Below are 22,615 nucleotides of genomic sequence, written 5' to 3' on the forward strand. Positions count from 1 at the left end.
AGTGCGTCATGACCATCTCCGACAGCACTGACGAAAGACCTCTGCAGTTCTTCCCCATCGGAATCGGTGTCTATCTCCATCACCCGGGGCTGGAGACGGATCCCGAGATCGAAGGTATCGAGGCGCTGCTGAAGCCGTTCGGTTCCCAGACCGAACCCTGGCCTGTTTCCCCGGAGGACCGCGGGGTCGAAGCCGTCACCACGCGCCTGACGACGTGGTCCGCTCCCCGAGACATCGGCGACACCGTCCTCTACTGGGTCGGTCACGGCTTCAGCGACGGAGGGCCCACCTCGTTGCTGGCACACGCCCACAGTCCCAAGCTTGTCGCCCCGGACGGCATCGACCCACCCACTCTGCTCCGGCACCTCAAGGCCAGGCAGGGCAGGAACGGCGCCGGCTGGGCCATCGTCATCATTGACGCCTGCACCTCCGGGCGCTTCGTCGAACTGCTGACCGGGGACGCCTACCGGGACGGGGACGTCCACAACTTCCTGCTGGTGGCAACGTCCAAGGACGGAAGCACCACGCTCGGTGCGTTTCGCAGAGCGCTGACCACCGTCCTCACGGTGACCTTCCGCGCGCAGCAGACCATCGACCTGCACGACCTCGCCACAGAACTGAACCGCAACCTCCACGGCTGCCCTGTCACGCCGAAGACGGATACGGGGCGTGCCGTGCTGCGGCGCATGCGGTCGACCATCGCGGCGCATACTCAGGCACCGCTGGATGTGGTCGCCGAGATCGATGCCGTCATCGCGTCCCTGACCGACGACGAACGGCGTCACTTCGTCCCCAAGGCCAGTGGTGCCGAACTCGGCGAGCAGACCTGGTACTTCCAGGGGCGCGTCGAGGAACGTCATGAGATCCTCTGCTGGCTCGACCGTGCCGCAGCGGGCATGCTCGTTGTCACCGGAGCGGCAGGATCGGGAAAGTCCGCCTTGCTCGGGCATGTCCTGGTGCACTCCCGGCGTGAGCTCTCCGACATCCTCATCCGCCACCGGCAGCTTGACCCCCTTCCCCTTGGCAGCCCCCGCCCCTATGAAGCCTTCGATCTGGTCCTCCACCTGACTGGGGCGACACCCAGGGAGGTCGTGCTGCGGATCGCCGTGGCAGCCGGGTTCCCCACCCCTCCCGAGGGGCCGATCGCCGAACAGTGCACGTGGCTGATCCAGCAGTTCCGCAGGACGGACGACCCTGTTGCGGAACATGTTCCTGAGGCCGACGATCCCGCGTTCACCGTCCTGGCGGACGCACTCGACGAGGCCCGCCTGCCTCTGACGATCGCCGAGCGGATACTGAGCCCTCTGGCGGATCTCCCCGGTGTTCGGGTCGTCGTCGGCACGCGCGGCTCCACACTCGAAGGCCCCGACCTGCCGGAGCCGGCGGACCGGGACCTCACTGACGCTCTGGGCGTCGGGGAGCAAAACCGGAAGGTCGTCCACGTTGACCGTGACGAGGAGGCCATGACCAGCTACATCCAGCGGCGCCTGGAGGTAGCGCGCAGCAGGGGTGAACTACAGGTGGAGCCCGCACAGATCGACCACCTGGCGAAAGCACTCGGGTGCCTTGAGCGTGAGTTCCTTTACGCACGCCTGGCCGTGCACGAGATTATCGCCACTCCGGGACTCGCCGACGGCCCCGGGCCGCTGCTTGAGGACGACCACCGTCGGCTCTTCGCCCGCGCCGTCGACCGGCTGGCCGAGAAGGCTCCTGTCAACCAGGCCCTGCTGGAGGCACTGGCCCTGGCACAAGGACACGGCCTGCCCCTGACCGGTGGTGTGTGGGCCGACGTCGCCACAGCACTCGCCGACAGCCCCGACATGAAGGTCACCGACGCGGATATCGAAGAACTGACATGGACGGCGGCCCCCTACCTCCTGCTTGACACGGAATCCGGGCAGAGCGTGTACCGACTGGCCCACCGGACCTTCTCCGAGCACTTCACCCGGACGGTTCCGCCCTCCGCGCACGACGACCGGCACCGCCGTATCACCGAGCACCTGGCGGCACCCCCGACCGGTACGCTGCCGGAGCAGCGCGCCAACCCCTATGTCGTGCAACACCTGCCCACCCATGCCGGTCTCGCCGGGCCCGACGGATGGCAAGCCCTGGCGGACCGTCCCCAACTACTCGACCGGCTGAACCCCTCGGCGGTCGTCGCCAGCGTCATGCTCAGAGCTCTTGGCCGATTCGAGCTGCCTCCGGCGGTGGCGGGAGTCCTGTTCGCCCGAGAGCAGCTCACCAAAGCGGACCCCCGGGACCGGCGAGGACTGCGCGAGCTGGCGAGCCTTCGCTGCACGCCGGAGACCGTCGTACAGCGCTTCGGCAGGAGATCTTCCGACCCTGATGCGGCCTGGTCCGTGGCCTGGGGCCAACTGAAGCGCCATGCACCCCACTTGTGTCTCACCGGTCACACCGGCTCGGTGCAGACCCTCGTGGCGTTCACGGACGCCTCACAGCGGGTGCTCCTGGCTTCGGGCAGTGACGACGGGGCGGTGCTGATCTGGGATCCGGTGAGGGGGGAGACCGTGGGGGACCCGGTGACGCCGCACGACGGCGCCGTCCAGTCGATCGCGGAGTTCACGGGCCCGAGGGGGCGGACTCTGCTGGCCACCGGGGGCGCGGACGGCACGGTACGCATCTGGGACCCTGTCAGGGGAGAGTCAGTGGGGGAGCCACTGACCGGCCACGACGACTGGGTTCACTGCGTGGCGGCGTTCGAAGACGCCGACGGGCAAACGCTGCTGGCCACGGGAGGCGGAGACGGGACGCTACGCGTCTGGGAGCCGCTGACCGGCAAAGAACTGGCGGTGGGAGGCCTGGACGAGTATGTGATGGACCTGGACCTGCACACCGACCAGGAGACCGAACGGCTAGTGGAGACCGGCCACGACGGCGACGTCTACTCGGTGGTGGCGTTCGCTGGCCTGGACGGCCCAGATAGGCATGTTCGCCTGGCCACCGCGGGCAACGACGGCACGATACGGATCTGGGACCCGGCCACCGGGAAGGAGACCACCGATCCCCTCACCGGTCACGAGGGAGCCGTCTTGTCCGTCGCGGCGTTCAAGGGGCGGGAAGGGCAGGTGCTGCTGTCGTCGGGCGGTGAGGACGGGACGGTACGGATCTGGAACCCGGACACCGGCAGACAGACCAGGGCACCTCTCACCGGCCACGGCAAGCCGGTCCGCGTGGTGGGAACGCTGGTCGAGAAGACCGAGGCCGGTGCACGGACCTTGCTCGTCAGCGCCGGCGAAGACAACGGCGTACGACTGTGGGATCCGGTCGGCGGCGAGCCGGTGACTGCACCTCTGACAGGCCACGAGAACTGGGTGAGGACTGTGTCGCCGGTGCCGCCTCTTTCTGGCACACACGCGCTGCTCGCCACCGGCGGTGATGACCACACCCTACGGATCTGGGCACCGCACGACGGCCGACCGGCAGGCGTGCTTTTCGAGGACGCCGTGACGACCACGCGGACGGTGACGTCCTTCGGCGGCGAGGAAGAACAGACCCTGATCGCTGCCGTGGACGCCGGGGGAGTGCTGCGTGTGTTCGACCCGGCTGAGGGAGAGCAGGACGATGTCGGGCTGCAGACCGAACACGACGGAGACGTCCTCACGGTGACCACGATCCGAGTCCGCCAGGACGATGAAGACAGGCTCGTCTTCGCCACGGGTGGTGAGGACGGGGTGGTGCGGTTGTGGGATCCGGGTACCGGTGAGAAGACCGGTGAGGTGGTGACGGATCACGCCGGTGGTGTGCGGGCGCTGTCGGCGTTCGTCGGATTCGGTGGGCGGGCTTTCCTGGCCACGGGTGGTGAGGACGGGGTGGTGCGGTTGTGGGATCCGGGTACCGGTGAGAAGACCGGTGAGGTGGTGACGGATCACGCCGACGGCATACGGGCCCTGTCCGCGTTCATCGGACTCGGTGGGCAGTCCCTCCTTGCCGCGGGGGGCGCGGAGGGGATCGTGCGGCTGTGGAACCTCATGACCGGCCAGGCCGTAGGGGAGCCGTTCGCCCATCCAGGCGTGACCGCCGTGGAGTCGTACCCGATCCCGGGCTGCGAAACCATGCTGGTCACTGGTGATGACGACGGAACCGTCCGCTTCTGGAACTGTGAGACGGGAACCGAGGCGCTGCGGATCCCCCTGGGCCTTAGCGTGCACGACGTCGCCTTCGTCGACGGAGACCTGGCCCTGGCCACAGCGGAAGGCCTGGTGCAGGTGAGCCTCGAAGCGGCATCGAACCTCACGGGCGGGTCCTGAACCCCGCTTCCGGCCCAGGTGCCCGGCCTCCCGCCCGGCAGCGGCGCACTCCGTGTCGGCCTGGCCGTGCCGGACGCCAGGCACCTTGCTGCCGGTCGGAGGTGGCGTCAGCCCGTGGTGGCGATGAGCTCGTCGAGCAGTTGCTCCAACAGGCTGTTGTCGCCGAGGAAGCTCTTCACCGAAGCGTCCTCATTGCGCTGGGCGTCCATGCCCGACCAGTTCACGTCGTATCCCGCGTCAGCGCTGAGCTGGGCCAGGAACGCCCGCTGGGCGCGGCCGTTGCCCTCGCGGAACGGGTGGAGGACGTTCATGTCGCCGTACAGCTCGGCCAGTTGGATTGCGAACTCCTGGCGGGGGAGATCCCGCAGATGGCCGGAGGAGGCGAGACGACCGAAGACCTCTGCGGCGTAGGGCACCAGGTTTCTCGCCGGACAGAACGGCGTGCGCTTGGCGATGTTCACGGTGCGTAACTCGCCTGCCCACGCATAGATGTCCCCGAAGACCGCGGCATGGAACGCCTGGAGATGACCGAGGTCGTACGCGCCAGGCAGGGGGCGTTCGGCGAGCAGGACGAGGCGCGCCCGGGTGATGTCCGCTTCCGCTGCCGCGAGCGGTTGATGGTCGGTGATGCCCAGCTTGTTGCGCAGCACGCCGTTGGGCATGGCGTACGGATCGTTCACCCTGCCCGCCGCTCCGAGGTCTGACGGTGGCGGGTGATCGCGCGGGCGACAAGGGCGTCCGCGTCGAGGTCGCCCTTCACATACGCCTCGGTGTCGCGGTCGGAGGCCTCGGAGGCGTGGAGCCCCTCGGCCTTGATGGAGCCGGTGGCCGAGGCGACGGCCGCACGTCGTGCCGCTCGGCTGCTCAACGCCTCGAAGGCCTCGACGGACAGGAGGACGCCCTGGGGCTTGCGGTGGGCGCCGATCAGGACCGGGTCGGCATCCGCGCCGGACTCCGACAGGTCGGTCAGGATCCGCGACAGTCTCGCGCGCGCGTCGCTGACAGTCACGACTTCGGGGATCTCCATGCTGTCACCGTACCCATATAGAGTCTTGATTCTGTACAGATTCTAGTACGGATTCCGGTGGGATGCGTGGGTGTGGCGGAGAGCGCGGCTCATTACGTCCGCTGATCTCGCGAAACTGGTGTGAACTAAGTCAATCGACATCATGCTGAAGTCGCTCGCACTGTCACACCCCCGCGATAGCCTCACCCCATTGGCTCACCACCTGGCAGAAAGGGCCCGCCCCATGCCGTCGTCCCCGCCCGCCTCCCCCGGCGTGCCGCCGCATCCGTTGAATGAGGTGCCGCAGACCTTCCGCCCCGGGGACTCGTACGACGTACGTGACGGGCTGGTGACGTACATCCGGCGGGACCTCCTCGGCCCATGGGACGGGGAGACGGAGGAACTGCCGCATCGGTCGGCGGGGCCGCGCGACCGGTACCTCGTGGGCATGCTCGGGCCCCGCCCGGATGGTGGCGACGACGCCCGCCGGATGGCTCGCAGTGCCGCCCAGACCGGCGACGACGAGCTCGGCAGCGACGACGGGCAGGCCGCCGAGGGCGGCGAGCTGCCCGAACGCCTCACCCCGCAGGCCGCCGGCCGTATCTGGGCCTCCTCCATGGGGCTGTCCTTCGTGGTCCCGGCGTCCATCGGCACCCTCAGCGTCGCCGCCCGCTGGGGGCGGTACTCGCTGACCGACAGGATCGTCGACACCAGCCCCAACCCTGTGCGGGTGTGGGGGCGCGAGCCCGTGATGCACCACCCCATCGACATCCAGGTCACCCGTGCCGGCGACCAGCGCCGCGTCCTGGAGGGGGACGACACTCACGGCATCCACCTCGACGTACAGGTCCGCGAACGCCCGGCGGGAGCGGTCGGCGAGGACCTGCGCGTCGTGGAGGTCGCTCTCGTCAACCGGCTCCCCGAGAGCACGTCCGACCGCAGGGACACCCAGTGGCTGTTCCAGGCCGGTCTGGAGATGACCGCGTTCCCCGACGACCGGGCGGCCGTCTTCCTGCCCATCGACGACCCGCTCGACCCCCGGTCCGCTGGGGCCTCCGAGGAACCGGAGGAGCGGCGGCTGCGCCTGCTCTACCGCGACAGCCTCCGCTTCGCCGTCGGCCGCAACGTCGCCGTCACGGCCGGCGTCCGCCACGGCGAGCGGCGGGCCCACCGGCTGGCCACCACCTGGCTGCCGGAGTACGACGTGCGCGCCACCACCGCCCCCAAAATCGACGAACAGCCGCTGCTGGCCGGGCTGGAACTCGGCATGGACGAACTCGCGGCCCTCACCGTGCCCGGACGCCGCGCGGAACTGAGCGCAGCCCTGGCCCCGCTTGCCGACGGCTACAGCACCTGGCTCCAGACCCAGCGGGAGAAGACGCGGACCCTCCCCGCCGACCTGCGTACAGCCGCAGAGGCGGCCATCGACCAGGCCGAGGACGTGTGTCACCGCATCGCCTTCGGTATCGACGTCCTGTCCACGGACGACGACGCGCTCGAAGCGTTCCGGTTCGCCAACCGGGCGATGGCCCTCCAGCGGCGCAACACCGCCATCGCTGGCCGACGCGCCGGACACGAGGACGACCCCGCCTCCTACCGACGCGCCCATGAGGAGGTGCACGCGCAGGGCAAGGAGGCGGCCGAATGGCGGCCCTTCCAGCTCGCCTTCGTCCTGCTCAACCTCGCCTCACTGAGCGCACCCGGCCACCCGCACCGCGGCACCGGCCGCGAGGCCTTGGTCGACCTGCTGTTCTTTCCCACCGGCGGCGGCAAGACCGAGGCCTATCTGGGCCTCGCCGCGTACACCTTCGCCCTGCGCAGGCTCCAAGGCATCGTGGGCAGCGGCACCGAGGCCCACGACGGCAGTGCGGGCGTCGCCGTCCTCATGCGCTACACCCTGCGGCTGCTGACGGCCCAGCAGTTCCAGCGGGCCGCTGCCCTCATGAGCGCCTGTGAGGTGCTGCGGCGCGAGGAGTACGCGCGTGACCGACGCTGGGGCGGCACCCCGTTCCGTATCGGACTGTGGGTGGGGACCTCCGTGTCTCCCAACTGGTTTGGCGAGGCACAGGAGCAGATCGCGGGCGCCCGGGAGAGTGCCAGCGACAAGCACGCACGCGTCATCCAGGTCCTCAGCTGCCCATGGTGCGGACAGGGCCTGACCGCCCACTCCAACATGGACTACGACGCCGACCGGCGCCGCGTGCTGCTGTACTGCCCGCGAGGCGAGGGCGAGGACCGCTGTCCCTTCTCCCGGCTCGGTTCACCCGGCGAGGGTATCCCCGTGCTCACCGTCGACGAGGAGATCTACCGCCTCGCCCCCGCAATGGTCATCGCTACCGTCGACAAGTTCGCCCAGCTGCCCTGGAACGGCTACGCCGGACTGCTGTTTGGCCGAGTCACCGAATGGTGCCCGCGCCACGGCTACCGCCACGACGACCTCGACGAGCGCACCGGCTGCCGCAGCCGCCACACCCGAAAGGGGACGCTGGAAGCGGTGGCTGCCCAGCCCGTCACCCGGCTGCGGCCCCCGGACCTGATCATCCAGGACGAGCTGCACCTGATCTCCGGCGCCCTCGGCACCACCGTCGGACTCTTCGAGGCCGCCATCGACCAACTGTGCAGCTGGACGTACTCCGACCGCGACGGCGTACGTCACGACGTCGGTCCGAAGATCGTCGCGTCCACCGCCACCACCAAGCGCGCCGCCGAGCAGGTGCGCGGGGTCTTCGCCCGCCAGGTCGCCGTCTTCCCGCCACAGGTCCTCGACGTTGGCGACACCTTCTTCTCCTGGCAGGTGGAACTCGCCCGGGACAACCCCGGCCGCCGCTACCTCGGCGTGTGCGCCCACGGCACCCGGCTCAAGGCCGCCGAGATCCGGGTCGCCGAGATCCTGCTGCTCGCCGCGCAGGAGCAGTTCGACACCTACGGAGACGTAGCCGACCCGTACATGACGCTCGTCGGCTACTTCAACGCCACCCGTGAACTCGCTGGCATGCGGCGCTACCTCGACGACGACATCGCCACCCGTGTCCGTAGCAACGGCGGCCGCAAGGGGCACGACACGATCGCGAACCGCATCCCCACCAAATCTGGGATGCTCACCATCCAGGAGCTGACCTCCCGCATCTCCTCGGCGGACATCAGTGCCACCCTCAAACGGTTGGAGTCCCCCTTCGACCCGGAACGGGACACCACGGAGCGCCGCAGAGCCTTCGCCGCCGAGTACGTGGCGGCACGGCGGGACAAGCGCGAACCGCGGGCCCGCATGACGCCCGTGCAGGAACGCGCGGTGGACGTCGTCCTGGCCACCTCCATGCTTCAGGTCGGCGTCGACGTCTCCCGCTTCGGCCTGATGCTCGTCGTCGGCCAGCCCAAGAACACGGCCGAGTACATCCAAGCGTCCTCCCGCGTCGGCCGTGACGCGCGACGTCCCGGCCTGGTCGTCACCCTCTACAACTGGTCCCGGCCGCGCGACCTGGCGCACTTCGAGGACTTCGCGCATTACCACGCGACCTTCTACCGTCAGGTCGAATCCCTGTCGGTCACCCCGTTCACCCGCCGCGCACTCGACCGCGGCACCGCACCGACGTACATCGCGGCGCTGCGACAGGCCGCGTACGAGAACTCCCGCAACACCGACGCCCAGCACGTGGACCTTCACGGCGACCTCGCCCGGCAGGTCGAACAGCGGCTGCTGGAACGGGCGGACCGAGTCGGCGGTCAACGCGCGCAGGACTATCTCACCGAACGCATCGACGCCCTCAAGGACCGCTGGGAGGAACGGCGCGAAGGCGGTGGCATCCTGGGCTACCGCAAGGAGAAGAAGAAGGACACCCTGGTCACCGGACTTCTCCACCGTGCCGACGGCTCGCGATGGGACGAACTCACCGTGCCCATGTCCATGCGGGAGACGGAGAATGAACTCAACCTGCTGCTGCCCGGCGGCGGTAACTTCGTGGACCAGCCCACCAACGGCGGCCCCGCCTGGTACTTCGGGGCTACGGGCAGCAAGGACACGTCCGGCGATGAGGACACCGACGGTGACGGCGGCACACCGGTCGACGCCGACGAGTACGGAGACGCCGCCACCGCGGCAGGAAAGGGACGGCGATGAGCGGCAACTACTATCGGCGCGTGGGTGCCGCACGCCCCAGCCACCTCATGTATACGGCCGGCGTCGGCGCGCTCGTCGACCTGCCCAACTTCTCCGTCCTGGTCAAGGGACTCGAATCCTGGAGCCACACCGGGCTCCTCCCCGACGATTACCTCATCGAGGAACCCCGGCTGCGCACCGCCGTTAACAGGGCCCTCCAGCTCTACGGCCGGGCACAGATCAGTGAACTGCGCTCCGCTCCCTGGATGGAAGGTGCCGACGGCGCCCCCAAGGACTGGGCCGCCCAAGGCATCGGCGTGCCCGTCACGCCCTTCCCGCAGTGGCTGCGCTGCACCGCGTGCAACCTGCTCGCACCCATCGACTCAGAGGCTTTCACCTTCCTCAACAACAACCCGCGCACCCCGCACGAAGCGAAGTTCGCTCACAGCGACTGCAAGTTCGGCAGGCCCCTCGCTGTGACCGCCCGCTTCACGCTGGTCTGCACGAATGGGCACCTCGACGAGTTCCCGTACGCGATGTTCGTGCACCACGGCAACCCGTGCGCGAAGAGTCCCCGGCCGCTGATGCGCATGAAGGACCACGGCGGCAACCAGGCGGCCAACGTCACCCTCGAATGCGTCGCTTGTGGGGAGAAGCGCAACATCCGTGACGCGATGGGGGAGCGGGGCCGCGCCGAGCTGCCCGCCTGCCGCGGCCGCCATCCGCACCTGTCCGCCTTCGAGAGCGACGGGTGCGACCGCGAGGCCACTCTGATGGTGGCGGGCGCCTCCAACCAGTGGTTCCCGATGACGCTCAGCGCCCTCGCCCTGCCACCGAGCAGAGACCAGGACCTGACCGAACTCGTCGAGGAACGCTGGGTGGAGCTCCAGAACGTCACCTCGCGCCCGGTCTACGACGCACTGGCCGCCATGCCGCAGTTCACCTACCTCAAGGAGTATGGCCCGGACGCGCTGATCGCTGCTGTCGAGGCCCGCAGGCAGGGCAACGCCGGACAGCAGATCCAGCCCGCTGCGGAGGTGGCGGCCGACCTGCTCAGCCCCGAATGGGACGTGCTCGCCGCACCGCACGTACCCGACCCGACCGACGACTTCGCGATGGAGAGCATCACCGTGCCCCCGGCACTCGGCGAACTCTTTGCGGACGTCCGCCAGGTGCAGCGGCTACGAGAAGCCCGAGCGCTGGTCGGCTTCACCCGGCTCGACGCCCCCGACCCTGAATCGGACGAGATCGCCACTCTCGTACGCCTCTCTCGCACCTCGCAGAACTGGGTACCGGCTAGCGAAGTCCGCGGCGAGGGCATCTTCCTGCGGGTACGCGAGAACCTGATGGCGGAGTGGGAGGACCGGATGCAGAAATCACTGCAGATGGCCGCCCACCGGGAGGCCTTCGGCCGATTCCGCAGCAACCGGAAGTCGGACCGGATCACCGGGCCCTTCGACCCCATGCGAGGCTGGCCCGGCGAACGCTACATAGTCCTTCACACTCTCTCCCACCTGCTGATCCGCACCATCGCCCTCGAATGCGGCTACAGTTCGGCAAGCCTCGGCGAACGCATCTACGCCGGAGACGAGGAGACCACTCGTACCGGCATCCTCATCTACACCGCCGTTCCCGACTCCGAGGGCACTCTCGGCGGCCTCGTCTCCCTGACGGAGGACGCTCATTTCGAAAGAATCGTGCGCAGGGCCCTGGAGGACGCGGCCCGTTGCTCATCCGACCCGCTGTGCGCCGAACGGCTGCCGAAGGACCCTGCGGACTACCTGCACGGCGCGGCCTGCCACGTCTGCCTCTTCGTCTCCGAGACCACCTGCGAACGCGGCAACCGCTTCCTGGACCGGCGTTTCCTTGTCCCGCTCGGTGACGACACCGACCAGGTACTCACCCCCGCGAGTCTGAGGCCGTGAGTCGCCAGGGATTCGAGGCGGCAGCCGAGCAGGCGGTCATCCTGCTGGGGCCGTCTCGGACCAAGGACTTGGCGGGTGTGTTCGCCCGCGGCCGGGGCCTGGAGCACGCCCTGCTCCTGGTCCAGGTCCCGGCTGCAGGCGACGCCATCAGGGCGCTGTACGAGGCAGCCCAGAGCGATTGCATACCGTCGGCCGAGGCTGCTGCCTACCTTCGCGGCTTCGTGGCGGGGTGGTCCCGGCGCGGAGACGAAGTAGAGGTACGGACGGTGTGGAGCGGGCCGGCGACACCGGGCGTCCCGGTCCGCGCGACTGCACGCGTACTCACCGAGGTCGTCAGCCGGGCCCGCTCTGAACTGCTGGCCATGACATACGCGGCCCGCCGCCACCCACCGCTCATATCGGCCCTGCGCGAAGCCGTCGCACGAGGCGTGGAGGTCCATGTCGTCGTCGAAACCCGGCAAGGTGCGGCCGGACTGCTCGACGGACCCGAACCTGCTGCTGCGTTCGCCTCGGTGCTCGGCCTGAGACTCTGGCACTGGGCTCCTTCTGCACGCGAGCACGAGCGTGCACGGCAGCACGCCAAGCTGGCTGTGGCCGACCGCCGCGTCCTTCTGGTGGGCAGTGCAAACCTCACCGAATCCGGAGTACGCAGGAACCTGGAAGCCGGCGTGCTTGTCACCGGCGGTGCCGCTCCACAGAGGGCCGCCGAACATATTCGGGAACTGCAGCGTCGTGGAATTCTGAGGCTCTTGCCTTAAGACGGTTGGGTGGGTATCCCTTGGCTCGCAAGAAGATGTCGAGAGCAATTGCGACTATGTCGCCGTGCGCCATACCCGAATCAGCATTGTATCGGCGGATGCGCCGTTGGAGTTGGAGTACATCGGGGACGGCGTAATTGAGTTGCCCACGCGTGATATGGCGGCCACCGACGATCTCCAACGTGTCTGGATGGGGTTCGAACGGGTCTTCGCGGGGGCCGGATTGCGCTTCGAGTGCGTCAGCCAAGTCCCGCAACTGACGGGCATGGTGCGAGAGATCAGGCATGTGTGCTCCGGTCGGGCCCACTATTCGACTAGTGAGCCGCCTATTGGCCTAGGGAACTATTGAAATAGTCGGCGACGGGTGGCGGTGAACGTGTAACGTGTTCGCCGCCACCCAGGCGCCGCTTGGCACGTCAGAAGCCGCGTGCGGTGAGCCATTCGTCCAGCGCGACCGAGACGATGTCGCCGATGGGCAGGTGGTCGAGCTCGTTGTCCAGCGCGAAGCGTTTGATCCGCTTCTTGAGTTTCAACGCGGCGGGGACGGAGGAGTCGAGGCTTTCGCGCGTGATGATGCGCTGGTTGAGGATCACGGCCGTCTCGGGGATGTCCTTGGGACGGCCGGGACCGTGAGCCCACGACGCCCCCTCGCTGGGCGCCGTCGGCGATCGCACGTCCTGTTCGTGGTGAGCCCCCGGAACATCGGCCCTGACCGGGAACGCTGTGCCGCCTGCTGCCGGCTGAGCTGCCGGGCGAATTGCCACCTCGGCAGCCGAGGCCACACCCGGAGCCGCGGACGTGATGGGGGACGGCCCGGTCTGCGAAATGGGTTCGGTCGATGGCAAGGGCTTGACCGCAGGTGCGGCGGGCTCTGGAGCCGCGACCGCAGGCGGCACATGCCGCTCCTTCGGCTCCCCAACGTCCATTCCCGCCTCGGGGGCGACGACGGCCAGCTCTTGTACGGGGCCGGTCGGCACAATTTTGACGGGCGGCGGTGCGGAAGCCTGCACTACCTCGGGCACCATTTTGGTCCGGGCTTGAGCCGGTCCTTGGACGGGGACCTTGGCAGGCTGAGCCTGCGGCGTGCCGACAGCGGCACAGTCTTCGCCCTGGTCGGCGGTCTGTTCAACGGCGAACTGCTCGGGGGTGAGTTCGGCGGCCGGGGGAGGGGGCGGCGGGGTCGTCTTCTTGGCCCCGCCCAGGGTGCGCCCGCCGGTGCGGCGGGCCGGAGGCCTCGGCCTCTCGTTCTTCTCGCTCATGCCTCGGTCAGCTCCTTCATCAGGTTGGCGTACTCGCTCAGTTCGGTCGGGATTTCACCGAAGGCCTCCATGTAGTGCACCCAGGAGTGGATGGTGGTCTCGGCGAGCGGGAACGGTTCGTCGCGGTCCGGGCCGATGCCCTCGCCCTCGGCGGGCTCCAGCAGCTGCTCCTTCGCCCGGCTGGGCAGGCTGGTGCGGTCGTCGGCCTTGACCATGACCACGTGTGCGGTGACGTCGCGGGTGTTGCGGGCGGCGGCGCGCTCGGCCTCGTCGAAGGTGGCCACGAGCTTGCGGCGCTCGATCTTGGTGGGGGCGACCGGGACGAGCAGGAGGTTCGCCTCGGTGACGGCCTCGTGGAAGATGCGGGCGCTGCCGCCGCCGGCGTCGACCACGATCGCCCCGAACTCGGCCCGCTTGGCCCGGATGTACTCGGCGATGTCGTCGAACGGGTACCGCTCGACCACCAGGTTGGCGGGGATCTCGAAGCCGGCGGCCTGGGCGACCTTGAACCAGTCGTAGGCGGACTGGCTGGTGGCGTCGGCGTCCAGCAGCAGTGTCGGCAGGTCGAGGACGACGGCGTAGTAGAGGGCGATGAACCAGGCGGAGGTGGTCTTGCCGGTGCCGCCCTTGAGCATGCCGACGACGATGACGAAGGCGTCCCAGGCGCTGGCCGTGGCCGCGGCCAGGGTCTTGGTACGGGTGTTCTCACTCACGTGTGCTTGATCTCCTGAATCGGGAAAGGTGCGTTGACTTGCGTGCGTCGGCGAGAAGGCCGACGTTCGGTGGCGGCTGAGCGCGGGCGAAGGAGGACCCCGAGCAACGCTGTATCCGGGATGGCTTGCCATCGGTCCCGCGGTCTGTCGGGCCCGGCCGGGGACCTGTGTGGGGGCGCTCATGACCGTTTCCTTGGGGTGCGGGCCGGGCCGTGGTGGTGCTTGGGCCGCATGGGGGTGCCCGCTTGGTGAAGGAGCCGGTAGACGGTGCCGATGGAGTAATTGCACTCCTCGGCGAGGTCCGGCACGGTGGCGCCCGCCTCGTACCGAGTCCGCAGGGACTTCGCGAGCTTCATCCGCCGTGCGGTACTGGCTGCGGAGCGGATACGGAGCGTCTGCTGGGTGGTGCGGGGCGTGCCCCCGGCCTCGATCAGCAGCCGCCGAGCCATACGTCGCGTCACCGACCCCGCCGCAGCCAACTCCGCGAGCGTGGCGCCCTGTTGCTCGTAGAGGCGGCGCAGACGGGCTGCGAGATTGCGGCGGGCTTGCCCGTCGCGCATCCGGCGCGTCTGCCACGAGGTGCGCATCACGGTCCCGGCCTCGCGAAGGCGGTTGAGGACCGTGCCGTAGGACAGGCCACTGCTCGCCACGAGTTGGTCCACGGTGGAACCGGACTCGTACCGCTCCCGCAGTGCTTGCGCGGTGACCTGATCGTCGTGAACTGCCGTGGGTCCAGGGGGTGGGTTCACGCTGCGGACTCCCATTCGCTGCGGGCTTCGGCATGGTTGGCGGCCAGCTCGTCGTAACTGCGCTGGTCGGCAGGGGTGATGAGGATTAGCCGTCCATCGGTGGCGATCCGCCAGTCGGGAGCGGCGCGGCCGGTGACCGGATCGAGGACACAGCCATCCGGGGCGTGCCACGCGGTGGGAACCTCGTCGGGGCGTGGCGCGGGAACCAGCACCTGGCGCCCGTCGCGGACGATCACCACGGCCTTGCTGCGGTGCTCCGACAGCCGCTCCAGCGCCCGTTGGTACGCCGCGCGCTCGGCGGTGTGCACCGCCTTGCGCCGGGACGCGACGCCCGCGGTCCCGTGCCGCGTCGCGACTGCGTCCCAGCCGCGGGCCGGCTCGGAGATCTCTTCGGCCGCAGCCTCCGGAGGGAGGTCACCGAAGCCCTCCAGAGCATGAGGTGCCAGGGTCCAGGTCTCACCGCTGTGGTGGACGAGACCGTGGTCGGCCAGGCGCCGCAAGGTGCGGTAGAGGGTGGCGCGGGAGACGGAGGACGAGCAGACGAGCTCGGCGACCGTCTGCGCTGCACGGGCGTGCAGTGCACCGATGATCACCAGTGCGGCGCTGCCGAGACCGCGGTGGGCGAAGGCGTCGTGGCCCATCAGCTGGCCGATGACGGTGGAGTCGAGGTCGGCCGTTGTACCCGTCTCAGGGGTGTGCCACTCCTCAAGTGCCAGGTCGGGGGGGTACTGAGTGGTTTGGAAACGAGATTGCGCTACGGGGGTGCTGTGGCGGTCGGGGCTGCCTTCGGCGAGATACCAGGTCGAGCCCTCGCGGCCGTGGCCGACGCGCAGACGTCGCAGCCAGCCCCGTGGTTTGAGGACGGTCTCGTAGGCGACCCGGAGGGTCGTGCGGGATATCCCCGCTTCCTCCGCGGTCTGCCGCTCGCTGGCGTGGTGCAGGGGACCGCCCGCGGTCTCGGCGAAGTTCAGATGCGCCCGTAGGACCCGCAGTGCGGTCCGCCCACGTTCCCCACGCCAGGGCGTCGTCTCGATGCGGTCGCGCAGCGCGGCGAGGACCTCGTACGAGTGGTGCCGCGATTCCAGCGCCGTCGTGCTGCTGACCGCGGCCGAGGCGCTGGCCCACACCCGGCCGATGTACGCCAGGGCACGTGACTGGCCGGAGCGCAGCGCGATGTTCCGGGCGTGCCGCCCTCCTTCGTGATCGGGGTGGAGCAGTAGTCGGGTCAGTTCGTCGACGGTGCCGCCGGCGCGGGCAACGTGGCAGGCGATGGCCGCCGTGATCCGGTGCCCGTGCTCGGCCGCGCCTTGACAGTCTGCTCGCAGGACCAGGGTCCGGCCGTCGGAGGCGAGCTTGCTGTAACTGCCCGCCGCATAGCGGCCGGTGAGATCCCCGAGCAGGATGAGATCGGCTGCAGCCGTAGGCAGCTGGTGAAGACCCAGTCGCTCGCCTGGGTGAAATGGCCGTCGGAGAGAACCTGTCTGGTAGGCGCTGTGTGGCACTGTGGAGCCGTCCCGCAAGGACAGAGACGCCACCCAGGCCCGCTAAAACCACGGGTGGTGTCCGGTACCGACCTCCAATCGGTGCCAGCGAAGCCTCCAGGATGGCCATCCTGGAGGCATTCGTATGCCTGGCTCCGATGCTGGAGGCAGGCGTCCCCATCGCGGCTCGACCGAGGACGATTCCGAGTGCTGTCAGTGGGTTCACAGCCTGATCAACGCCGTCTGACCTGGGCCGACCCGGACCAAAACAGAGGGCGATTGCCTCTGATTGGCTCCGAGCAGCTCGGTTCGAATCGGGGTCGAATCAGAGCGGTTTCCTCTGACTGCCTCCGGTCGCCTCTGCAACCCGACCTAGCAGGTCACAGCCGATCCGAACCGCGAAGCCGCAGGTCAGAGAGGTGCGTCAGGAAAACCCGGCGTACAGCCCGACTCGTCTGCCGCCCAGCGGCCCGGGGTGGCCAACAGGGGCGTTCGGCGAAAAAAGCGCATCCGCGGGGGCACCACCCGCGTCGACTGGAACGTGGACGTTCCGCCGGACCCCGTGTCCTGCGCCGGTGAGCAGGCGCAGGTCCAGGTGACCGCCACTGACACGGACTGCCCCATCGGCTACGGCAAGACGTACTGTCTGCTCGGTCAGCGGTCCGGCGACTCGATCCCTCTCGGCCTGCTGACGGCCGTGGACTGCCGGAGGGCGCCGACGCGAACGACTGCCGCCGAGCGGCAGGCGACCAGACCCGCTACTGGGCCGTCCTGGTGGACGACGGCGCCACGCTGCTGTGCACCACGATCTACCAAGGCGGCTGACCGGCGGCTCAGTTCCTCCGGAACGACAGTTCGGCCCATACGGTCTTGCCGGGGGCGGCCGGGCGGGGCACGACACCCCAGTCGTCCGCGAGGGCGCTGACGAGGAGGAGCCCGCGGCCGGACTCGGACGCGGAGTCGGGGGCCGAAGCGGTGGGCGGGGGCTGGGCCTCCGCGCGGGTGTCGGTCACTTCGACACGGACGACGGCCTCGGTCAGGACGAGGTGCAGATGGAAGTCCCGGCCGGGCACGTTGCCGTGCTGCACGGCGTTGGCGGTCAGTTCCGCCGTGATGAGGGTGAGCGCTTCGTTGACCGGGGTCGTGTACGGGTGACCCCAGTCGGCCAGGCGGTGTGAGACCAGCCGGCGGGCGAGGCGGGCGCCGCGTGGTGTCGAGGTGAAGCGCATGGCGAACTCGCGCGCTGGGACGCGGTGCTGTGGCGCATGCCCGTTCGGGGGAGATGCTGACTTCATGCCGTAAACGGTCGCGGACTTTGCGTAGCGTTGAACAGGAGTGACGCATTGACGGGTGTGGGCTGTACCCGTCGCCGGAGCGCCTGTACGCGACGTGCGTCCAGTGACTGTGCAGGTCGTACGGGAGGAGTTGCGGCGTGGACGACGAAGTTCAGCAGCCGGAGTACGAGTTCGGGACGGGCATCCTGTGTGTGTTCGGGCGGCAGTTGAAGCTGTTCCGGGAGCGGGCGGGGATGGACCGGGCCCGGCTCGGGGCGCTGACCGGGTACTCGGCCTCGACCATCGCGTCGTTCGAGCAGGGCAGACGCATCCCGCCGCCGAAGTTCATCGACCGGGCCGATGAGGTCCTCGAAGCGTGCGGGGTGTTGAAGGCGAGCAAGGGGGAGGTGGCTCGGGCGCAGTATCCGGCGTTCTTCCGGGACGCGGCCCGGTTGGAGGCCAAGGCGGCAGCACTGCATGTGTACGCGACCAAGGCAGTACCGGGGCTTCTTCAGACGGAGGAGTACGCACGGGCGGTGTTCTCCATGTGGCGCCCTCTGTTGGACGAGGAGACCATCAACCAGCGGGTGGCGGCTCGCCTGGCACGTCAGGAGATCTTTTCCAGGCCGCTTCTGCCCACCATCAGCTTTGTCATCGAGGAGTTCGTTCTGCGTCGACCCCTTGGTGGACGGGCTGTGATGCAGGGCCAGTTGGAACAGGTCCTGTTGCACGGGCAGCGGCGGAACGTGGAGATCCAGGTGATGCCGATCGAGCGGGACGAGCACGCCGGGTTGGAAGGGCCCTTCACCTTGATCGAGAGGCACGATGGGCAGAGGATCGCCTACGTGGAGGCGTACAAGGACAGCCGTCTCTACACGGAGCGGAGACAGGTTCGGGAGATCGAGGAGCAGTACGGCATCCTCCGGGCCCAGGCGCTCACTCCGCGCGAGTCGCTGGCCCTCATCGAGAAGTTGCTTGGAGAGAGATGAACGCCCAGAAGCTCATAAAGCCGGTTCCTGAGTCGGCCTGGTTCAAGAGCAGTTACAGCACAGGCTCGGGCGGCGAATGCGTCGAGGTCGCCGCTCGCCCGGGCGAGGTTCACGTCCGTGACTCCAAGGACAAGACCCGCGCCGCACTCACCGTGGACCCTGCGGCGTGGACCGCGTTCGTCGGATTCGCGGCCCCCTGACAGGAGCAGGGCCCTCGGCTGGTGCCGAGGGCCCTGTGCGTCTGCATCCGAAGAGCGAGGGAGGCGACTCCCCCTCGCTTATCACCGCGAACCGCGAGATCTCGTCTGGGCACCCGCCCCCCCGCGGCGGTGTCAGAAGGCTGTCTCCCGCTCGAAGAACGCGTGGAAATCTTCACCGCGCTTACGGAGCGAATCGAATCTCCAATTCGTTCCCCGGATCAGTGAGCCGTCGGTATAACGGTTGGCTCTGTCCGCGTTTCCGTCGTCGTCATAAATGACCCCGTACATCACCGCATTGCCGAGGACGACGACTTACGGCGCCGGGTGGATCTTCTCGGGAATTCCATGCCTCCCAGCTGGCGAAGCCGCGCTCCAGCTTGTTCAGGAAGCCGATGCCACTGGTGCAGAGCTTGCCGAGGTCCGTGTGGTAGGTAGGACATCCAGGCGCTTGCCGACGCCGGTGGGGAAGGAGTCAGGCACTGGGGATGTCCGGTTTCGCCGCGATGAGCATGTTCCTGGGGATGACCACGAGGCGTTCGTCCGACCCGATCGAGACTCCCTCGGGGAGGTTCTCGCCGAGCGGCTCGGTCAGGTCGCGGCCGATGACAGCGATGTCCCCGTTGGCGAGTTCCCAGATGTCGGGACAGTCGGGGGTTCCTGTGGTAATCCCGAGTTCTTGCGGTGTTTTTCCCAAGCGCCTTTTGAAATTCGTGCCCGGATCCGCTTCCCAAGGCCTGGCCATGTTCATCGCCCCCTCGATCGACCGGAAAGCTTCACTGTAGCCCGCAGCCGGCTGCCCTGGCCATGTGTCGGGTCCGGCCTGTCAGGGACCCGGCAGTGACCGCTCTCGCGCAGAGCGTGGGAACCGCCCTGGTCACGTTGACGGCAGCGGATGCCTGGCAGCGCACGCGTGACGGGTTCGCGCGGCTCTGGCGTCGGATGCCGCCCGAACGGGTCTGGACCGTGGCCACCGAGTGCGAGCAGGTTCGGTAGACCCTCGACGAAGTGCGCCCGCAGAGGCAGGGCTTGCTGCTGCAGTTGATCGTCTGCCGGCCCGACGCCGCCGGGGAACTGTGCCGAAGCTGGACGAACTCGTACCCGACGGCCCGGCGGATCAGCCAGCTGCTGTCCCGCACCCGGGCCGCGCTCGGCCGGCCGGACGAGGCGATCGGGCTGATGACCGATGTCGTCGCCCGGCGCGAGCGCGGCCTGGGCCCCGAGCATCCGTTCACGGTGGCGGGGCGGCGGCTCCTGGACACCTACCGGCCGGATCGAAGATGACTAGCCCTGCCCCTGGGTGCCCTTGAGGGTCTGGTCGGTCATGTCGGTCACCTGGCCGGCCGGCGGGGCCTCGGCGTCGACCTCGGTGCCGAAGTCCGAGAAGGTCATCACCGTGCTCATCCGCAGCTGCTGCGGGGACGCGCTGCCCTGGGCGGTCGCGGACGCCGACGCCGGGGCCTCGACGGTGATGTCGAGCTGCTGGCGGCGCAGCCGGCCCTGGTCGTCGAGCCACACCTGCATCGGCAGTGTCGGGCCGAGCTGCCCGGCCAGCAGCTCGCCGGCCGGCAGCCGGGAGACGTCCACGGAGACCTTGTAGTGCGTGGTGTCGACCCCGCCGACCTGCTCGGGGCCGACCTCGGCGACGTCCTGGTCGGTGATCGCCTTCGCGAAGGCGGCGGTCTGCGCAGGGTCACCGATCTGCTGGGTGCTCAGGCCCTGCTGGGCGGCGACCTTCGCCAGATCGACGCTGATCCAGGGCTTGCCGGCCGACGCCTGCTGGTCGGGGACCTGCTGGTAGAGGACCTGGTCGACAACGCGCTGCTCGATGGCCGTGTCCTGCGCGGTGATGGTCATGACGCTGTCGCCCTCGGCCAGGTCGATCGCGCCCTTGCCCTCGGAGGTGACCGTCCGGCCGCCGGCGGCGAGTTCCATGTCGATCGTCGTCCGCGCCGACTCGGCCTCGGCTGTCTTGTCGTAGGCCGCCCGTACCTCCGCCGTGCCCGGTTCCTGGGCGGCCGGGCTGCTGCTGCTCGCGCTCGCCGAGGCGCTGCCGTCCCGTGCCTTCGGCGTACCGTCCGTACCGTCCGCACCGCATCCGGCGAGGACGGCACCTCCCAGCAGCGCGGCAACCGTGATCGCGCCGGTTTTCGTCCCCCTGCTGCGCATACGAGACCCCATCTCATCCGTCGCTGCCGGCCACCACGCGACGGGGCCGGCTTGCCGACCCGAGTGCCCCGGAGATACGTCAATACGCTTGTGAGGGCGACGAGTTGAGTGCGGTCGTCGATGCGTCACAGGTAGCGTCGGATCGGCTGGACCGCGTACTCGCGGGCGCGTTGGAGCGGGGAGCGTCTGCTCCAGCGGCCGGGCTGGATGGACCGGCTCGCCGCCCGGTCGGCGTCGAAGTGGGCGTCGAGGGTCGCGGTGAACTCCTCGTCCAGGACGGCGAGCATGACTTCCTCGTCGTGGTTCAGGGAGCGCCGGTTGAAGTTGGTCGAGCCGACGAGCGCCGCCGTGCGGTCCACGGTGATGACCTTCGTGTGCAGCATCGTCGGCTGGTACTGGTACAGCTTCACTCCGCAGCCGAGCAGGTCCTCGTAGTAGTGCTGACCGGCCAGTTGGCAGACCCGTTTGTCGGTGTGCGGGCCGGGGAGCAGGATCTCCACCTCCACGCCGCGCCGGGCGGCGGCGCACAACAGTTCGATGAAATAGGCGTCCGGGGAGAAGTAGGCGGTGGCCAGCCGGAACCGCTCCTCGGCCGACTCGATCATGACCCGGAGCAGGGTCTGCATGTCCTGCCAGCCGAAACTGGCCGAACCGCGCACCACCTGCACCACCGCGTCACCTTGCGGGCGGTGGCCGGTGAACCGGTCGCGGTCGTCGAAGAGCTCGTCGTGGCACTCGGCCCAGTTCTGCGCGAACGCCGCCGCGATGCCGTCCACGGCCGGTCCGCGCACCCGCACATGGGTGTCCCGCCACTCGTGCGGGCCGCGGGCGTCGCCGCACCACTCCTCGGCGATGCCCACGCCGCCGGTGAAGGCCGTCCGCTCGTCCACGACCAGCACCTTGCGGTGGCAGCGGTGGTTCTGCTTGAGGGGCGAGAGGTACAGCGGCTTGCGGAACCAGGCCACCTGTACGCCCGCGCGGCCCATCTCCGCCAGCAGGTCCTTGTCGATGAGCCGGCTGCCGAAGCCGTCCAGCAGCAGCCGTACCCGGATCCCGCCCCGGGCCCGCTGCGCCAGCGCGTGCGCGAACTCGCGGGCGACGGAGCCCTTCCAGTACACGAAGGTCATCATGTCCACCGTGTGCTCGGCGGACCGGATGGCGTCGAGCATGGCGGGGAAGATCTCGTCGCCGTTGCGCAGGGCGACCAGCTCGTTGCCCTCGGTGGCCGCGATGCCGATCAGCCGCTCCAGCCGGCGCCGGATCCGCACGGCCCGCTCACCGGCCGCCCTGCCGGTGAGCGGGCCGTCCGCGGTGTCCGGTATGGACTGGGTGTCGGTGTCGGTCATTCTCTTCCTTACTTGACTTGACTTGACTGGACTGGACTGGACTGGACTGGACTGGACTGGACTGGGCTGGACTGGACTGGACTGGCCGGCGCGGGGAGGGGCGGGAGTGTCCTTGCCCGGAGTCAGAACGGCATGCGGCCACGGGCCCGGCGGCCCGCCGAGCCGCTGCGGCCGACCGCCTTGGAACTGCTGCGGAAGGGCTTGCTGAGGACGCGGCCGAGCAGGCCGGGGGCCTTGCCGCCGGTTCGTGAGCCGACGTCGAGCGTGCGCTGGGTGCCGCGCTGCGGGTGGTGCGACAGGCGCGGCAGGAGGAAGGCGAGTACGGCGAGAACGACACACACGGCGACTATGCCGACGATCATCATGGCGGAACTCCTCGACGTGAGAC

The 22,615-nt window shown here is 69.0% G+C and carries 18 protein-coding genes; 7 read left to right on the plus strand and 11 right to left on the minus strand.

The window, feature by feature from the left end:
• The first annotated feature begins 8 nt into the window (after nucleotides 1-8).
• Entirely contained in the window at nucleotides 9-4,268 is a 4,260-nt protein-coding gene (locus tag AB0G32_RS18305) for a hypothetical protein (RefSeq protein WP_361163793.1), read from the plus strand.
• Between the two features lie 107 nt (nucleotides 4,269-4,375).
• Here the strand turns inward: AB0G32_RS18305 and AB0G32_RS18310 are convergent, their stop codons facing one another.
• Nucleotides 4,376-4,948: a Fic family protein gene (locus tag AB0G32_RS18310; protein WP_361163795.1), complete on the minus strand. Its 573-nt coding sequence runs from the start codon at nucleotides 4,946-4,948 to the stop codon at nucleotides 4,376-4,378.
• Nucleotides 4,945-5,295 (minus strand): type II toxin-antitoxin system Phd/YefM family antitoxin, encoded by a 351-nt coding sequence (locus AB0G32_RS18315; protein ID WP_280843803.1) that lies wholly within the window; start codon nucleotides 5,293-5,295, stop codon nucleotides 4,945-4,947. The genes AB0G32_RS18310 and AB0G32_RS18315 overlap by 4 nt, the downstream gene beginning before the upstream one ends.
• 223 nt (nucleotides 5,296-5,518) lie before the next feature.
• On the opposite strand from AB0G32_RS18315, the gene drmA reads away from it, so the two are divergent.
• Genes drmA through drmC form a run of 3 tightly spaced genes read left to right on the plus strand, consistent with a single transcriptional unit; the run spans nucleotide 5,519 to nucleotide 12,050 of the window.
• The gene (gene drmA, locus AB0G32_RS18320; protein ID WP_361163797.1) at nucleotides 5,519-9,388 is read left to right on the plus strand and encodes a DISARM system helicase DrmA; all 3,870 of its coding nucleotides are present in this window, start codon (nucleotides 5,519-5,521) and stop codon (nucleotides 9,386-9,388) included.
• Nucleotides 9,389-9,408: 20 nt separating this feature from the next.
• The gene (locus AB0G32_RS18325) at nucleotides 9,409-11,292 is read left to right on the plus strand and encodes a DUF1998 domain-containing protein (RefSeq protein WP_348540866.1); all 1,884 of its coding nucleotides are present in this window, start codon (nucleotides 9,409-9,411) and stop codon (nucleotides 11,290-11,292) included.
• A complete protein-coding gene (gene drmC / locus AB0G32_RS18330; protein WP_280843800.1) occupies nucleotides 11,289-12,050 on the plus strand; it encodes a DISARM system phospholipase D-like protein DrmC in 762 nt (253 codons plus the stop codon). The genes AB0G32_RS18325 and drmC overlap by 4 nt, the downstream gene beginning before the upstream one ends.
• Before the next feature lie 416 nt (nucleotides 12,051-12,466).
• Here drmC and AB0G32_RS18335 read toward each other — a convergent pair whose 3' ends face one another.
• The 5 genes from AB0G32_RS18335 to AB0G32_RS18355 form a co-directional block, all read right to left on the minus strand.
• Nucleotides 12,467-13,309 carry a hypothetical protein gene (locus tag AB0G32_RS18335; protein ID WP_361163800.1) on the minus strand — a complete coding sequence of 281 codons (843 nt, stop codon included), beginning with the start codon at nucleotides 13,307-13,309 and terminating at the stop codon, nucleotides 12,467-12,469.
• On the minus strand, nucleotides 13,306-14,022 hold the full coding sequence (locus AB0G32_RS18340; RefSeq protein ID WP_361163802.1) for a ParA family protein: 717 nt from the start codon (nucleotides 14,020-14,022) through the stop codon (nucleotides 13,306-13,308). The genes AB0G32_RS18335 and AB0G32_RS18340 overlap by 4 nt, the downstream gene beginning before the upstream one ends.
• Nucleotides 14,023-14,201: 179 nt before the next feature.
• Nucleotides 14,202-14,786 (minus strand): helix-turn-helix domain-containing protein, encoded by a 585-nt coding sequence (locus AB0G32_RS18345; protein ID WP_361163804.1) that lies wholly within the window; start codon nucleotides 14,784-14,786, stop codon nucleotides 14,202-14,204.
• Nucleotides 14,768-16,306 (minus strand): transcriptional regulator, encoded by a 1,539-nt coding sequence (locus AB0G32_RS18350; RefSeq protein ID WP_361163805.1) that lies wholly within the window; start codon nucleotides 16,304-16,306, stop codon nucleotides 14,768-14,770. Before AB0G32_RS18350 ends, AB0G32_RS18345 begins: the two co-directional genes overlap by 19 nt.
• A 779-nt stretch (nucleotides 16,307-17,085) precedes the next feature.
• Complete coding sequence (locus tag AB0G32_RS18355) at nucleotides 17,086-17,481, minus strand: ATP-binding protein (RefSeq protein WP_361163807.1); 396 nt, start codon at nucleotides 17,479-17,481, stop codon at nucleotides 17,086-17,088.
• 203 nt (nucleotides 17,482-17,684) lie between these two features.
• Here AB0G32_RS18355 and AB0G32_RS18360 point away from each other — a divergent pair, with 203 nt between their 5' ends.
• Complete coding sequence (locus AB0G32_RS18360) at nucleotides 17,685-18,515, plus strand: helix-turn-helix transcriptional regulator (RefSeq protein WP_361163809.1); 831 nt, start codon at nucleotides 17,685-17,687, stop codon at nucleotides 18,513-18,515.
• Complete coding sequence (locus tag AB0G32_RS18365; protein ID WP_361163811.1) at nucleotides 18,512-18,715, plus strand: DUF397 domain-containing protein; 204 nt, start codon at nucleotides 18,512-18,514, stop codon at nucleotides 18,713-18,715. The genes AB0G32_RS18360 and AB0G32_RS18365 overlap by 4 nt, the downstream gene beginning before the upstream one ends.
• Before the next feature lie 472 nt (nucleotides 18,716-19,187).
• Here the strand turns inward: AB0G32_RS18365 and AB0G32_RS18370 are convergent, their stop codons facing one another.
• Complete coding sequence (locus AB0G32_RS18370) at nucleotides 19,188-19,457, minus strand: hypothetical protein (RefSeq protein WP_361163997.1); 270 nt, start codon at nucleotides 19,455-19,457, stop codon at nucleotides 19,188-19,190.
• Nucleotides 19,458-19,720: 263 nt separating this feature from the next.
• Between AB0G32_RS18370 and AB0G32_RS18375 the strand changes: the two genes are divergently transcribed.
• On the plus strand, nucleotides 19,721-19,996 hold the full coding sequence (locus tag AB0G32_RS18375; protein ID WP_361163813.1) for a tetratricopeptide repeat protein: 276 nt from the start codon (nucleotides 19,721-19,723) through the stop codon (nucleotides 19,994-19,996).
• Here AB0G32_RS18375 and AB0G32_RS18380 read toward each other — a convergent pair whose 3' ends face one another.
• From AB0G32_RS18380 to AB0G32_RS18390, 3 genes are all read right to left on the minus strand, one after another.
• Nucleotides 19,997-20,881, minus strand: a complete 885-nt coding sequence (locus AB0G32_RS18380) for a hypothetical protein (protein WP_361163815.1) — start codon at nucleotides 20,879-20,881, stop codon at nucleotides 19,997-19,999.
• A gap of 125 nt (nucleotides 20,882-21,006) precedes the next feature.
• Nucleotides 21,007-22,227: a phospholipase D-like domain-containing protein gene (locus tag AB0G32_RS18385; protein WP_361163817.1), complete on the minus strand. Its 1,221-nt coding sequence runs from the start codon at nucleotides 22,225-22,227 to the stop codon at nucleotides 21,007-21,009.
• Between the two features lie 122 nt (nucleotides 22,228-22,349).
• The gene (locus AB0G32_RS18390; protein WP_361163819.1) at nucleotides 22,350-22,592 is read right to left on the minus strand and encodes a DUF6411 family protein; all 243 of its coding nucleotides are present in this window, start codon (nucleotides 22,590-22,592) and stop codon (nucleotides 22,350-22,352) included.
• Nucleotides 22,593-22,615: the final 23 nt, after the last annotated feature.

Origin of the sequence: Streptomyces sp. NPDC023723, assembly GCF_040639815.1 — a bacterium.
Lineage (GTDB): Bacteria > Actinomycetota > Actinomycetes > Streptomycetales > Streptomycetaceae > Streptomyces.

What these genes read in the sequence shown, in the direction of transcription:
- AB0G32_RS18305 (WP_361163793.1), top strand. Translation starts at nt 9, where the DNA reads ATGACCATCTCCGACAGCACTGACGAAAGACCTCTGCAGTTCTTCCCC.
- AB0G32_RS18315 (WP_280843803.1), bottom strand. Translation starts at nt 5,295, where the DNA reads ATGGAGATCCCCGAAGTCGTGACTGTCAGCGACGCGCGCGCGAGACTG.
- drmA (WP_361163797.1), top strand. Translation starts at nt 5,519, where the DNA reads ATGCCGTCGTCCCCGCCCGCCTCCCCCGGCGTGCCGCCGCATCCGTTG.
- AB0G32_RS18335 (WP_361163800.1), bottom strand. Translation starts at nt 13,309, where the DNA reads ATGAGCGAGAAGAACGAGAGGCCGAGGCCTCCGGCCCGCCGCACCGGC.
- AB0G32_RS18345 (WP_361163804.1), bottom strand. Translation starts at nt 14,786, where the DNA reads ATGGGAGTCCGCAGCGTGAACCCACCCCCTGGACCCACGGCAGTTCAC.
- AB0G32_RS18355 (WP_361163807.1), bottom strand. Translation starts at nt 17,481, where the DNA reads ATGCGCTTCACCTCGACACCACGCGGCGCCCGCCTCGCCCGCCGGCTG.
- AB0G32_RS18365 (WP_361163811.1), top strand. Translation starts at nt 18,512, where the DNA reads ATGAACGCCCAGAAGCTCATAAAGCCGGTTCCTGAGTCGGCCTGGTTC.
- AB0G32_RS18370 (WP_361163997.1), bottom strand. Translation starts at nt 19,457, where the DNA reads ATGGCCAGGCCTTGGGAAGCGGATCCGGGCACGAATTTCAAAAGGCGC.
- AB0G32_RS18380 (WP_361163815.1), bottom strand. Translation starts at nt 20,881, where the DNA reads ATGCGCAGCAGGGGGACGAAAACCGGCGCGATCACGGTTGCCGCGCTG.
- AB0G32_RS18385 (WP_361163817.1), bottom strand. Translation starts at nt 22,227, where the DNA reads ATGACCGACACCGACACCCAGTCCATACCGGACACCGCGGACGGCCCG.
- AB0G32_RS18390 (WP_361163819.1), bottom strand. Translation starts at nt 22,592, where the DNA reads ATGATGATCGTCGGCATAGTCGCCGTGTGTGTCGTTCTCGCCGTACTC.